The sequence below is a fragment of the Terriglobus roseus DSM 18391 genome (assembly GCF_000265425.1).
Taxonomy (GTDB): Bacteria; Acidobacteriota; Terriglobia; order Terriglobales; family Acidobacteriaceae; genus Terriglobus; species Terriglobus roseus.
The window spans coordinates 1,967,442-1,981,720 of sequence record NC_018014.1 but is presented as its reverse complement, the minus strand read 5'-3'; the positions used below and the strand labels follow the sequence as shown (position 1 = coordinate 1,981,720).

The following is a 14,279-nucleotide window of genomic DNA, read 5'->3' as shown; positions in this document are numbered from 1 at the left end:
TCGTTATGCGGGCTGCTGCTGGGGGTGTCCACCCGTGCTGCCCCGCTTGTTGCCCAGCTGATCTGCGTTCTCGCCTTCGTGGTAGGCATCGTCGATTTCCTTGTCCATGTCGCGCGGCGCTTCGGTCCGTAGCCACGAGTACATGATGGGGACGACGAATAGCGTGCCAAGGGTGGCAAAGAGGAGACCGCCAATGACCGCGCGGCCCAGCGGCGCATTCTGCTCGCCACCTTCACCCAGCGCCAGCGCCATTGGTAGCATGCCGATGATCATGGCCAATGCCGTCATGCATACAGGACGAAGGCGGGTGAAGCCTGCGCTGAGTGCGGCTTCGAGGCTGCTCTTACCGGCAGCGCGTTCGTCATTCGCAAAGACCACCATCAGGATGCTGTTGGCCGTGGCAACGCCGATCGTCATGATGGCGCCCATCAGCGATGGGACGTTGAAGGTGGTGTGCGTGAGGTACAGCATCCACAGGATGCCGGCGAATGCGACAGGCAACGACATAAGGATGATCAGCGGATCGAGCCACGACTGGAAGTTGATCGCCATCAGCAGGTAGACCATGATGATGGCGAAGACAATGCCGATGCCAAGTCTCGTAAAGGATTCACTCATCGTCTGCACTTCGCCACGCAACGCCAGCTGTGAACCCACCGCGAGATCGGGCTTATGCTTCGCGATGATCTTGCGGATGTCACTGGCGACGCCGCCCAGGTCGCGCTGATCCACGTCGGCATATATGTCGTAGACCGGCTGGATGTTGTAGTGGTCGATGATGGCGGGCGTCACGTCACGCTCGAAGTTAGCTACATTTCCCAACAGCTGACTGGCATTCCCGGCTGGTGATGTCACCGGTGTGCGAGAGAGTGCCTGCATGCTGTCGATGCGGTACTGCGGCGTCTGCACGACAACTTGATAATTGACGCCGGTCTTTGGGTTGAGCCACTCATTCGGCGCGGTCTGGCCTGTGCCGGTCAGTGAGATGAGCATGCTCTGCGCGATGTCCTGCTGCGTAAGGCCGATCTGCCGCGCTTTCAGACGGTCGACGTTCACGTTCACCGTCGGCTGCGCGATCTGTTGATGGATATGAGCGTCGGCAACGCCGGGGATTGCCTGAACCTCCTTCAACATCTGCTGCGCGGTCGCGTAGTTCTGCGGGCTGCGACCGGAGATCTGCAGATCGATTGGTGCGGGCAGACCGAAGTCGAGGATCTGGTTTGTGATATTCGCCGGGGTGAAGAAAAAGGTGCCGTCCGGGAATTTGTTATGTAGATCAGCGCGGAGTTGACGCATGTACATCTGCGTGTCGCGTTTGCCGGGCTCTAGCGAGATGTAGATGTCGCCATCCGTGTCAGAGATGACGGAGCTGTTTCCGAAGGCAAGATTGATGCCTCCGTTTGGGAGGCCGATGTTATCCAGAATGAGTTTCGTCTGCTCGGCTGGGATGACCTTACGAATCTCACGCTCGATCGCGGCAAAGTATTGCTCGGAGTCCTCTGGCCGCATGCCCGAAGGCGGATAGACATGAAGACGCATCTGGCCGGAGTCAACGTACGGAAAGAAGTCTTCGCCGATAAGAAACGCCAGCGGCAGCGATAGCAGCACAAAGAGACCGAAGACAGCGATGGTTAGACCGCGCGCTGCGAGCGTGTGCTCCAGCAACCTCTTATAGCTTTCGCGCCGACGTTCGAACCACTCATCGAAGCGCGAATGCCAGCGCCAGATGAAGTTCTCTTCCTTCTCTTTCTCCGCAGCATCCGGGTCTTGATAGAGACCGATCTCTGCTGCGAGCAGGAAGTGCATCATCGTGGGAATGAGTGTGCGTGAAAGAAAGTACGACGCCATCATTGCGAAGACAACGGCGAGCGCCAGCGGCGTGAAGAGATACTTGGCCGGGCCGCTGAGCAATGCGACCGGCGTGAAGACGAGGCAGATGGAGAGTGTCGACACGAAAGCCGGTGATGCGACCTGCTGTGCGCTGTCCAGGATGGCGCGAACGAGCGGCTTCTTCTCGCTCATATTGCGGTGCGTGTTCTCGATCTCGACCGTCGCGTCGTCCACGAGGATGCCGACGGCCAGTGCAAGGCCGCCGAGTGTCATCACGTTAATGGTCTCGCCCATGGCGCCGAGGATAACGAGTGACGTCGCAATGGAAAGCGGAATCGACACGCAGACGATCAGCGTCGAACGCCACGAACCGAGGAACAGAAGGATCATGAGCGCTGTAAGCGCCGCGGCGATGACGGCTTCACGAACCACTTCGCTGATCGACTCGGAGACGAAGATTGACTGGTCGAAGAGCGGCGTGATCGTGAGCGCAGCGGGAAGACCAGCCTTGACCTGCGGGAGAAGCTGCTTAACGCCCTTCACGATATCGAGCGTCGAGGTCTCACCATTCTTCAACACTGTCAGGAGTGCGGCGCGCTTACCGTCCTGACGGACAACGTTCACCTGCGGCGCATAGCCCAGCCGCACTTGCGCCACGTCCTTCACAGACACGATGGCGCCGTTCGCGGCACGAATGGGGAGGTCGTTCAGAGCGGAGACTTCCGGCGGTGAAGAGTTCAGCTTGACGATGAATTCGCGATCACCCATCCGCGCCACGCCTGCCGGCAGAATCAGATTCTGCTGGTTAAATGCCGTCGAGATATCCGTCGCTGAGAGATGGTGCGCATACATCTGGTTGGGATCCGCATCAACCTGGACCTGCCGCACTTTGCCGCCGTATGGCAGAGGAATGGCGGCACCTTTCACATTGGCGAGGCGCGGCCGGATGAATGCCAGGCCCAGGTCATAAAGGTCCTCTTCTTTTATGCCCTGGCCGGCAAGCGCAAGCTGCACGATGGGTACGGAACTGGCGTCATATTTGAGAATGTTGGGCGGAAAAGTGCCGGGCGGCATCACGCGCAGAATGGTCTGCACCACAGCCGTGATCTGCGACATTGCCAACTCAACCTTTACGTTCGGCTGAAAGAAGACGCGAATGACTCCGACGCCCTGGTAACTCTCACTGCTGGTGTGCTCAATGTCGTTGACGGTCGTTGTCAGCGCCCGCTCGCATACCGTGATGATGCGACCTTCCATCTCAGCCGGTGGCAGGCCGTTGTAGCTCCAGACGATGGTCACTACCGGGATGTTGATGTACGGGTAGATGTCCTTGGGTGCTTCCACAGCGGTGCCGATACCCAGCAGCAGCATGAGTAAGGACACCACGACAAACGTATACGGGCGGCGAAGCGCCAGCCGAACAATCCACATCCAGTTACACCCTCGGGTGAACGGTAGGATGCAGATTGCGGCATGAAGCGTTTCGATGTCGCAAAGCTGCGTTCGATGACTACAAAGTCAGCGCCGACGTTTTGTGCACGCTGGTAACAGCACAGGGCAGACACCTTCGTGTTTACCCTGTGCTTAGCCGCTAATCAGATTAGATTGGTGCGCCGGCAGGAATAGCGTCGGTGTCGGCGCCGCGTCGACCGGGTGCCACGGGTGCTGGTGTAGCGGCGCCGCCGCGACTAGTTGATCCGCCACCCGTCGCTTCAAAGGCGCTGCCATAGAAGGCACGACTGTCCGGATCGAGAGCCACATCCTTTGAGCGCTCTGCGGCGTACGTTCTCAACTTCGCAAGCTCCGCCCGTACCACGCCTTTCGTTATCGCAGACGCCTGCGGACTATTGCCCAGCGTCTGCAACTCATCCAGCACCACACGATCGATAGTCATTTTTGACTGCTGCGTGAGTCCCTGCTGCGACGGCGCCATCCAAGTCGCCTGCAATGTTGCGTCGATCACGTCAGATAACGTTGGCATGCTCGCATCACGCCCGTGGAACTCAATCAACCGGTTTGCGCGCGTGGGCTCAAACAGCGCTGCAAGTGTGATGGTGGCAGCGGCATGCACGGGAGCCATGGGATCAAAGGCATCGCCTGCCTCACCCTGAAAGGACTCTCGCGTACGCGGCAATGATGGCGGGCGGGGCGGGAACTTCAGGATCAGTGACTCTGGCAAAGTGAGCATCTGCGGATCAAGCGTCTTCACAGCGGCGGCGAGTGCTGCACGCTGTTGCGCTGCGGGCACCATGGGAGCGATCTGCTGACCATCGCCCCGCACCGCGTAGCGATAGTCCTCGCCTGCGATGGATTGGATCGTTGCTTCTACCTGGTAGCGATGCAGAAGATAGACCGGTACCAGCGTGTCCTGTAACTCTGCCATGGGTGTGCCAGGTTTGATGGCAGCCTCTGAGAAATTCTTCATCGCGACCTCGCGCACCTTCAACAGGCGGTCAAGCTCCACTGCAGAGTCAGGCCCATTGTCCCACTGCGATGAGTGCGGATGCACCGTCGATGGACCGGAGTCCGTAAGGAAATACATGCCCTTCTTTATGCCATCGTCGATCACCTTATCGAGCGCTGCTTTCTCCTGCGCTGGCGTGGTGTTCGGCTGCAGTTCCATATAGGTGTGCTTGATAGCCATCATGTCCCACGCGCCCAGCCCGGGCTCATAGGCGTGCGACAGGTCAAGCTTGCCGTTCTTATCAATCTGGATATTCGGGAAAGGATAATCATCCACGGATGATCCAAGACCAAATGCACTGGCGGCATGGTTGTGCCCAAGCCCCAAGGTGTGCCCTGTCTCGTGCGCGGCCAGGTGGCGGATGCGCTGGAGGACTAGCGCCAGCTGCTGCGGGTCCGGCTTGTCGCTGGTCTTGTATGGGGATAACAGCGCTTCGGTGATCAGGTAGTCCTGGCGCTCACGCCCGGCGGTCAGCGTCACCTCGCCCTTGATGACTTCGCCCGTCCGTGGATCGACCACGTCCAGGCCGTTGGAGAAGGCACGGTTCTCGCCTTCAACCCAAAGGATCATGTTGTAACGGATGTCGTATGGGTCCGCGCCCTCAGGCAGAATTTCGACCTTGAAGGCGTTTGAGAAACCAGCAGCTAGGAACGCTTCAGACCACCAGCGCGTGCCTTCCAGTAGTGCGGTGCGCACAGGCTCCGGCGCTCCGCGATCAATGTAGAAACGGATCGGCTCAACAGGATCGGAGACCGCGGCGCTCGGATTTTTCTTGATCAGACGGAAGCGGTTGATGAAGCGTGTCTCGCGAGCATCGCCCAAAGGCTTTGACCAGTCCGAATAACTGGTGTTCTGCAGATTGCCGGCGCGCTGATCCCACCGCCGCGGCTTGTACTTGTCGTCTGGCAGTTCAATTAGTGACTGACGTGCCTCCAGCGTGATCGACGCTGCATCCGGAGCGAACGGGCCCACCGGTGCTCCAGCGCCGCCAGGAAAACCGGCTGGTCCCCCGCCCTCACGAGCGAAGGTCAACATCGTCTCAATCTCAGTGTTCTTCGGGAAGTTCTTTGTGTGTTCCGGGACGATCGTGCTGCGGGTGGTATCGAGACGATACCCTGTGCCAAGCCGGGCTGCGAAGTTGACGACGTCGCGTAGCAGAAAGTCTGTTGCATCGATGAGTACATGGTCGTCCGTGTCTTCTGCGGCAACTGTGAAGCCACCTATTAAAGACTGTGCGAAGCTGTCGCGCGTCGCCGATGCCTGCGCTGGCTCACCGGTTCCATTGCGCCACGCTGTGTTCTCCGCGATCAACAGGACTTTGGGGCCGATCCGTGAGAAGTGCACCACCAGCGGTTGAGCGACAGCACCGCGGTTGACTCCAGCGCCATTGCCCGTGGCAGTGTGACGCAGATATAGAAACTGTTTGTTCCAGCCGCTGATCTCCAGGTAAAGATGCGCGGTCTTCGTGTCCATGTAGACCGGGAAGAAGCCGTCCATCTTTTGAAGCGTCGCCGTGCGTTGAACGATGGTCTGCGGTGCGGCCGTAGGTGCGTCGCCACTCGGCCGGCGCGGCTGCTGGGCCATCGCGAACGTGCTGCTGGACAGGAACAGCGCCGCTGCAAAGCAGCAAGACAGGGAGCGAGACCGGGTCATCGATGTCCTCAGGAAGATATTCGGATGTGCTGGTGTTGTGGCTACTGTAGCGGTCTTTTGTTGATGAAGCAACCTAACTATGCCGGGGCGCACAGGTCTAGTGAAAGTCGTGCGATCGGATGTCCGCCGAGCTCATCTCCAGCAGCTTCACCCGTTCCGCCTTCACATGTACGACACCATCCTGGTTCTGCAACTTCCCTTCCACATGCAGAAACTTTCCGCGCGTAATGAGCGCACGATCCCGCTCGTACAGCTCCGGATGGATGATGACATTGGCGATACCGGTCTCGTCTTCCATGGACAGGAAGATGAAGCCCAGCGCCGTGCCGGGCCGCTGTCGCGCAATGATGGCGCCCGCAGCGCGCACCCATGCACCATCCTGAGCGTTTCGAAGATCCGTAGCGGATAGGATGCCTGCACGACGCATCTCTGCTCGGCGAAAGGCCATGGGGTGACGGCCTGTGGTCAGGCCCGCGCCGCTGTAGTCCGCGACCAGTCGCTCCTCATCTGTCATCTGTTTCAGTGGAGACGCAGTGCTCACAATCTCGTCGGTCTCCGCATCACGCAGCAACGGGCCGGCTGGCCGGCTGCATTGCTCTGCCTGCCAGATGGCGTCGCGCCGGTGCTGTACACCATCCATCCAGTTCAATGCCCCCACGCGTGCAAGCTGCGCCATGTCGCGGCGATTTAACGAGGGCACGCGACGCGCGAGATCCTCGGCGCCTCGAAAGATACCGGCACGTTCGCGTTCCGCGACCAGGGCATCCGCAACACGGGTGTGCAGACCACGCACGTACATCAAACCCATGCGGACGGAGAGTGCGCCCTGCTCATCATGCTCGACAGTGCAGAGACGTTGCGATACCTGCACGTCCATCGGACGGACACGGAGACCGTGCCTCTGCGCGTCTTTCACCAGCACTGCTGGTGTATAGAAACCCATGGGCTGGTTGTTCAACATGGCGCAGAGAAATGCCGCGAGATACTTCACCTTAAAGTAAGCAGAAGCATAAGCAATTAGTGCAAAGCTGGCCGCATGGGACTCTGGAAAGCCATATAAGGCGAAGGACTCAATGCTTTGCACGATGTCGTTCTGTATCTCTTCGCTGTACCCCTTGCGAATCATGCCATCGCGTAGCTTGGCCATGAGCACGGCCATCCGTTCGCGGGACCGGCGCATACCCACGGCCTTCCGCAGCTCTTCAGCTTCCGCGCCACTAAATTCACCGACGACCATGGCCATTCGAAGCAGTTGTTCCTGGAACAGCGGCACCCCAAGGGTGCGTCTCAGAGTTTCATCCAACTCCGGCACAATTGCCTTCGCCTCTTCCAGACCCTGACGACGGCGCATGTAGGGGTGCATCATCTTGCCGACGATAGGACCGGGACGAATTATGGCGACCTGCACCACGATGTCATAGAAGACCTTCGGCTTGTTTCGTGGGAGCGATGCCATCTGCGCGCGGCTTTCCACCTGGAACATGCCCACGGTGTCGGCCTTCTGTAAAACGTCGTACACGTCATCGTCCTGCGGAAGATGCGCCAGATCTACAACATCTCCATAGTGGGCAGGTATCAGGTCCAGGCAGTCCTTCATTACGGCCATCATGCCAAGGCCCAGCAGGTCCACCTTGACCATGCCCATCTGACTGCAATCGTCTTTATCCCACTGAACGACTGTGCGACCCGGCATGGAGGCTCGCTCAAGGGGAACCACCTTGTTCAGGGCTCCCTGGCATATGACCATGCCGCCGGAGTGTTGGCCAAGGTGCCGCGGCAGATCCTGCAAACGCTCTGATAACTCAACATATTTCGCAATGCGTCGGTGCTGTAGGTCAAAGCCTGCATGCCGGAAGTTATCGCTAAGGGTTTCGTCCTTGCGTCGCCACTCCCACTGTCCTACGAGTGAGGACAGCCGCCCCGCAGTCTCCTCATCGAAGCCAAGCGCCTTGCCAACCTCTCGCGCAGCGGACTTCCCCCGGTACGTAATGACATTTGCAGTCATCGCTGCGCCGAGTTCCCCGTAGCGCTGATACACATACTTGATCGCGCTCTCGCGCTTGTCGCCGGAAGGCAGGTCAAGATCGATATCCGGATACTCTCGCCGGTTTTCATTGAGAAAGCGCTCAAACAACAGTCCCATACTCACCGGATCAACCGCGGTGATCCCAAGCGCGTAGCAGACGACAGAGTTTGCCGCACTACCTCGACCCTGCACGAGGATGTCATTTTGCCCGCAGTAACGAACGATATCCCAGACAATCAAAAAATAACCTGCAAAGCCGAGTTGCTCGATGAGTCGCAATTCCGTCTCGGCCTGTCGTTTTGCCTTACGCAGCAGTGCTGAGTTCCATTTGAAGTAATAGCGATTCAGAATGTCTTCCCTGACGCGCTTGCGGAGATAGCTGTCCATCGTCTCGCCATCTGGCACAGGGTAACTGGGAAATGCATAGCCGAAGTTCTTGTCGAGTTCGAAGTCCAGGCGCTGCGACAGTTCTGATGTGTTTTCGATAGCCCGTGGCAGATCAGCGAAGATCTGCCGCATCTCTTTGCCATTTCGCACATGTCGCTGTGAGTTTGACTGCAACAGACGGCCTGCATGTTCCAGATCGACACCATTACGAATGCACGTGAAAACATCAAGAATCTCGCGATCGTAACGAGCACTGTAGCGCACACCATTTGTCGCCAAGATAGGAAGACGCAACGATTCTGCCAGTGAAGATGCGGCAGCGTTGCGCCACTCTTCCTCTCGTTCGCCATGCCGTTGCACTTCGACATAGACATTGTCGCGTCCGTAGATGCGCTGCAGTTTATCCAGCAACTTGCGGCCTTCTTCGACGCCGCCATGCGTCAGTGCTGCCGCGAGTGGCCCCTCATCCCCACCGGTAAGACATACCAGGCCTTCTGCAAACTCTTCGAGATCACGTTCGTGTGCAAAGCCTTCCGCCTTACCGCGTTCCCGGAGTTTGAATCGTGTGATCAGCTGGCAAAGATTGTTGTAACCAGTCTGCGAGGAGCACAGTAACGGCAGTCTGGCATGTTGATGGCCTTGCTGATGAGGCAGCCACAGCGGCGGCTGCGGTCGCGGATCGAAACAGTCTGCGGCAACCTCTGCGCCGATGTGGGCGCGGATGCCCTTCTCCTTCGCACGCAGATGGAAGCGTGCCGCACCGTATAGACCGTTGCGATCCATCAGCGCCATGGCCGGCATCTGCATCTGCTCGGCAACATCGATCAGATGCTCTGGCTGCGAAGCACCTTCCAGAAAGCTGAAGGCGCTGTTGGCATGCAGTTCGACATAGTCGCTGTCAGTCATAGGTCGCTTCCAGCGTCCATGTCTTACGCAGAAGATCGTGGTTCAGCAGGCATAACAACAGGGTGCTTATGTCGTCATCGCTACGCGCGCGTACGTCCCATTCCTCGTGCGACCAAACGTCAGAAGACCACCAGTCGCCGTTGCACCGCCACGGGCCGTAGGCCTCTGCGATGACATACTGTTTGCCTTCCAGATAAAAGGAAAAAGGTCGCGATCCGTTGTGCCTGTACTGCGGAGAGACATGAAGCGGCACAGGCGGACGATGACGTCGGATGCTGAATCTTTGCCTGGGAATGGCGTGATGTTTTGTCTTTGCTGACGAGGGTTTTACGAGGAAGCGATCCATGGCAAAGCTATGCATGCCGTGTGTATCCAGCAGCCGTGCGCGACCGATGGAATCTTCACCGACCAGTGCGGCGATGCGGGCGATTGTCACATCCAGGCGCATGGCTTCTGGCAGTTGTGGTGCGAAGAGACCCATCTGTACTTTGCTGCGATCGCCTGTCTGCGCTGTGAGTGTTATTGCGACGATGCCGTTGTCGGGCGGGTGCGCCTGCAGATCGAGCTGCATCAGCTTCAGCAATGCCGCTCGATCTGCGTTTGGCAGCGCAGGCTGTACTGTTCGTTCGTGTTCGCCACCGCCGTCAAGTCGCAGATGCGTTGTGACGCTGGCCAAGGCGTAGGAGCGATTGGCTGCTCGGTAGATGAGTTGATCGAGCATGGGGCCGAGCACGAAGAGTAGCGAATCCAGGACATCTACGGGTGCTTCGAACTCGACTTGCTCTTCGAGTTTGAAGGCTTCTTCCTGCGGCACGAGATGGTGTGGATGCTCGCCGCGTGCCATGGCGTGGAGGTGCTTTCCGCGCTGTCCTATGCGGGAGACGACATCGCGTACGGGCAGCATTGCGAGCTCTCCGAGGGTACGCAGACCCCACAATTGAAACGTCTCAGTCTCCTCCTGTGACAGATGCAGCGCTGAGAGTGGCAAAGGCGCGAGAATTTTCGCTTCATCCCCTGCGTTGACGACCAACGGACGGCTTCGTGGGACGGCAGCCAGCGAGAGAGATGCGTGTGCGTTGCTGCTGGCGACGACTCTTGCAGACAGACGGATGGAACTGACTGCGTGCGCTACACGCTGGGCCAGTTGGTGCGTCTGTCCCCAGATCAGTGTGGTCCCTGTCATGTCGAGCAACATGCGGAAGGCGCCGTCGGCCATCGGCTGCGGTTCGATGCGTGGTGTTAAGACGGCTGCGACATCGAGCAGGGCTGTTCGAGCACATGCTTCTTCCCCGGCAGAGACCGGCAGAATGGTCAGACCGTCGAACGCATCGAGTTGGGCGCGGGTGATTCCGTTCTCAACGCCCATGGCGCGTGCTGCTGTGTTGGCACTACATACTTCCTGCAGGGGTGCGATGCCCTTCACCACTGCTACTGGTTTGCATTGAAGATCGGGGCGCATGCGCAGGAGCGCCTGTGCGGCGAACTCCGGCACATGGACTGCGAGATAGACCTGCGGCTGTGTCATCCACGGATCCTCATCACGCACGCACCCAGCTTGCGGATGCGGACCACGTTCCCTCGGGGTCTGTCTGTGGCTGCTTGCGTATGGAGACAACGTTGCCTTTTCGCTGCGGTTCCGGCCGGTGCTTTCTCTGACGCTCGACCTGACTGCGCCAGGTGATGCCGGTCATGACGGCGCCGGTGTGTTCGAACTGGCCGGGCTGCATGCGGACGACCAGCTCTGCACTGCTGCGTGCGCAAGGATGTTGTGTGAGGAGCAGGACGCTGACGCGCGACCGCTCGCATGCGGCGCGAAAGCGAAACCATGTGGCCATGGGGACTCTCCACGCCATCTCTGCCGGTGTGCTGCCGAGGTCGAGCACGATGGCTCGGAAGCCGCCAGCCTGTAACAACAGATCGGTTGCACGCAGCGCACGGTCGAGCGGAGACCAGCGCGCCTCTCCTTTTACGAACTCGCGCTTCTGGGCTGGGGCTTTCATGGCAGCCTGCTTTTCTGCCATGACCGCAGAGAGGCTTGCCTTCATCTGCAGGATTGAAGCCTGCTGGGTGGTAAGTGGTTGCAGGTTTTCACCACGGCGGGCCGGCCGCCGGTCGGTGGGGATCTGCTCTTCGCGCTTCTGATCTTCTTTGGCTGTGAGGGGGCGGTTCGGTGCGCCGGGTGTGCCGATGCCGCGATTTCGGCGCACGTCCTTAATGGACGCGGAACGTGGCTGCTGGTGCAGCAGTTGGTGGATGGCTTCGGACATGCTGCGACCTTCGCTGCGGGGATGTGGACTGCCACAGCCTCCGGGTGCGGTTGGCCCCGGTCTGGCGGGGGCGACCTGTGGCTGCTGTGCGGATGCGATGGTTTGTGGCACCACTTTTTCCGGTTGGGGATGGGGCGGGGTGGTCTTGCCTCGGGCACAACGGACCCATAGCAGGCGCTCCAGGTCGACACCGTTGGCTGCGGCAGTCTCGGGGTCGAGCGCGTCGGAGACGTCGATCCAGGCGCACACATTGCCGTCGGCCGTGACCCGGGATAGGAACGAGAGCGCAGCTGTTGTGCGGCCGGAGGATTCAGGCCCCACCAGTTCCGCTAACGCTCCGATCGGCAGGCCGCCGTGGAGCATCGCGTCCAGAGCGTCGATGCCGGTCGGGATGGTCTCGCGCACGCCGGTGGGCCGGGGCGAAAGTGCACCTGGGACTCGGTCTTGCAGGGCATCTTCAATCTGTCGGCGAAGCGTTGCGGCGTGAGGCATGGGGGTCGCCCTTTCTTCGCCTTATCTTCGCCTATTGCGGTAGGGAGTGCAACCTGCACTTTTTGTGGTGCAGACCGTGTTTTTGAGCCTGACCAAACAGCAGTTTTTGTTCGTTAGAGCCGAGCACACCGCTTTGGGGAGCGACGAGTTGGCCTGACTTAAAGGCAACAAAAAGAGGCACGGCCGGAGCCGTGCCTCTTTTTGCTGTGCTGCGGGGGTTTAGTTTGCCGGCTTTGCGGGGTCTGCTGCGGGTGCGTGCTGCGGTGTTGTCAGCGGCCTGGTGATGTCGTCGAGGTATGCCGGTGTGCCTTCGACGCGAACCATGGCCGGATACTTTTCGCCTTCGTGGTAGTCCAGGTCCACCGGCATGATGGCGTCTTCCTGCTGCACGAGCAGGTGGATGGGAGCTGTGTCCGTCTTCGCCTTTACGATAGCCGCCTTCATGTTGTCTGCGGAGAAGACCAGACCGTTGACCGAGATGATCTTTTCGCCGGGCGCCAGCTTCGCTTTGTCGGCGACGCCATTCCAACGAATATCACCGAGGGTTCCGTCTATGCCGACACGCATGCCGAGTGAGTACCAGACGTTGATGGAGGCACCACGACGGGTGCTGGCGAGTGTGCGCTCGCTTTTGGACGGGTGATCGAGATAGACGAGTTTGTAGCCGCCATGCTCGATGCCGTCCAGGTCTGCGCGCGGATTGATGTTCATGATGCGCTGGCGGAGGAAGGTATCCCAGTCGAATTTCACGACTTCGTTGAGATCCTTCACCAGTTCCGGGAACTCATAGCCCACAACGATGGGGCCGGTGTTGCCACCCTTGCCGAGGAAGATCTTTACGAAGTCATTCAGCGACTTCTTGTTATCGGTAAGCTGACGGATCTTCGTGTCGGCATCGAGCCAGACGAGTTCGCCTTCCTGGTAGTAGTCCTGACCGCGACGCCAGTTGACCCAGTTCTGATTGCCGCCACGGATGAGGCTGCCGGCGATGCCGGTATCTTCCGTGGAGCGCCATGCGCGGCCAGACTTGTAATCGAGCTGGGCTGCACTCAGCGCGAGCAGGTCACGATACTGCTCCTGCGATTTGAGGCCGGCACGCGCCGCGAGCACGTTGCCCCAGTACTGCGTCATGCCCTCGTAGACCCACATCAGGTCACCCTGCTGCGCGGTGGCAAAGTCCTGTTGATAGAGCCGGGCGGGACGGCGATACTTGCCGTTCCAGGAGTGCGTGAACTCGTGCGCGAGGAGGTCTGCTTCGGCAAGCTGGTGACCGTCGTCTGCGAAGCCCTTCTCGCCTACGCCGTTGTCGGATGACTGACCGTGCTCGAGGCCTTCGCCGCCTGCCCGGTCGGAGAGGGTCAGAAGGAAGTGGTACTCGTTGTAGTGGTGCGAGGCGTAGTTGGCATCGGCCTCGCGGACGAGGTTTCCGATCTCTGCGAGTGTCTCCGGACGCATTTTGGAGTCTTCGGGGTCGTCCGAAACGACGTCGATGAAGTGCTTGGGCGTGATCTCCGGTGCGAGCGGAAACTCGTGGAAGTATAGGCCGGTGATCACCGGCGAATCCTCAAGCTGCTCGACGTTGGTGACGTTGTACTTTGTCGTTACGGAGCCGGAGGTGGGTGTATGGGCGCCTTCGTCAACGCCCGTGACTGCCGGGGTGGGAACGGTGCCGACCGGCTTCAGAGCTGTGCCGGTTCCCCACCCTGCGGGAACGGTTACGGAGGGCTGGATCGCAATGTCCCTGGTGGGGACGTTGGCCGGATACATCAGCAGGCGCTCCCATTCGAGCACGGACATCTTTGTGGTGACGCGGCCGGAGACGATGGAGTCGACATGAACGTGGACGCTGGTCACGCCTTTGGGTACGGTGACGTGGAACTCCGCCAATTCGACATCATCGCGCCGCCATTTCAGCGTCTGGCCGTTGCCGGTGAAGACGACGCCTACCAGGTCAGCCAATGGGCCGCCGGGCGCGTGGGTGCCAGGAATCCAGCGCGGTGTGATGAAGTCAGCCGTGCTGTCGGGCTTGACCGGGATATCGATTTCCGCGTGATAGAGGTGGCGCGCGCCTTCTGTCAGATCTGCAGTGATCTGGATGGGCACTTTCTGCGCGGAGGCACTGGCAGAGACGCATGTAGCAAGGGCGGCAGCAACCAACAGATAAGTGGGCTTCAGCATGGACAGGAGTCGTCTCACTTCCTTGAAAGGACTTTTGAATTAATTCAGATTTTGCGCATGGCAATTGCGTGCATCG

At 59.4% G+C, this 14,279-nt stretch carries 6 protein-coding genes; all 6 read right to left on the bottom strand.

The window, feature by feature from the left end; translation table 11 throughout:
• Positions 1-3 precede the first annotated feature (3 nt).
• Positions 4-3,261 carry an efflux RND transporter permease subunit gene (locus TERRO_RS08300; RefSeq protein ID WP_014785557.1) on the bottom strand — a complete coding sequence of 1,086 codons (3,258 nt, stop codon included), beginning with the start codon at positions 3,259-3,261 and terminating at the stop codon, positions 4-6.
• Positions 3,262-3,430: 169 nt separating this feature from the next.
• Positions 3,431-5,947: a zinc-dependent metalloprotease gene (locus TERRO_RS08295; protein ID WP_014785556.1), complete on the bottom strand. Its 2,517-nt coding sequence runs from the start codon at positions 5,945-5,947 to the stop codon at positions 3,431-3,433.
• 97 nt (positions 5,948-6,044) lie between these two features.
• A complete protein-coding gene (locus TERRO_RS08290) occupies positions 6,045-9,266 on the bottom strand; it encodes a DNA polymerase III subunit alpha (protein WP_014785555.1) in 3,222 nt (1,073 codons plus the stop codon).
• Positions 9,259-10,791: a DNA polymerase Y family protein gene (locus TERRO_RS08285; protein ID WP_014785554.1), complete on the bottom strand. Its 1,533-nt coding sequence runs from the start codon at positions 10,789-10,791 to the stop codon at positions 9,259-9,261. The genes TERRO_RS08290 and TERRO_RS08285 overlap by 8 nt, the downstream gene beginning before the upstream one ends.
• 13 nt (positions 10,792-10,804) lie before the next feature.
• Positions 10,805-12,025, bottom strand: a complete 1,221-nt coding sequence (locus TERRO_RS21960) for a recombinase A (protein ID WP_014785553.1) — start codon at positions 12,023-12,025, stop codon at positions 10,805-10,807.
• Positions 12,026-12,244: 219 nt separating this feature from the next.
• Positions 12,245-14,203, bottom strand: coding sequence for a M61 family metallopeptidase (locus TERRO_RS08275; RefSeq protein ID WP_014785552.1), 1,959 nt, complete (start codon positions 14,201-14,203; stop codon positions 12,245-12,247).
• Between the last annotated feature and the right edge of the window lie 76 nt (positions 14,204-14,279).

Bases quoted from the DNA above. Each gene is read 5' to 3' on its own strand.
- TERRO_RS08300 (WP_014785557.1), bottom strand. From the start codon at position 3,261: ATGTGGATTGTTCGGCTGGCGCTTCGCCGCCCGTATACGTTTGTCGTG.
- TERRO_RS08295 (WP_014785556.1), bottom strand. From the start codon at position 5,947: ATGACCCGGTCTCGCTCCCTGTCTTGCTGCTTTGCAGCGGCGCTGTTC.
- TERRO_RS08290 (WP_014785555.1), bottom strand. From the start codon at position 9,266: ATGACTGACAGCGACTATGTCGAACTGCATGCCAACAGCGCCTTCAGC.
- TERRO_RS08285 (WP_014785554.1), bottom strand. From the start codon at position 10,791: ATGACACAGCCGCAGGTCTATCTCGCAGTCCATGTGCCGGAGTTCGCC.
- TERRO_RS21960 (WP_014785553.1), bottom strand. From the start codon at position 12,025: ATGCCTCACGCCGCAACGCTTCGCCGACAGATTGAAGATGCCCTGCAA.
- TERRO_RS08275 (WP_014785552.1), bottom strand. From the start codon at position 14,203: ATGCTGAAGCCCACTTATCTGTTGGTTGCTGCCGCCCTTGCTACATGC.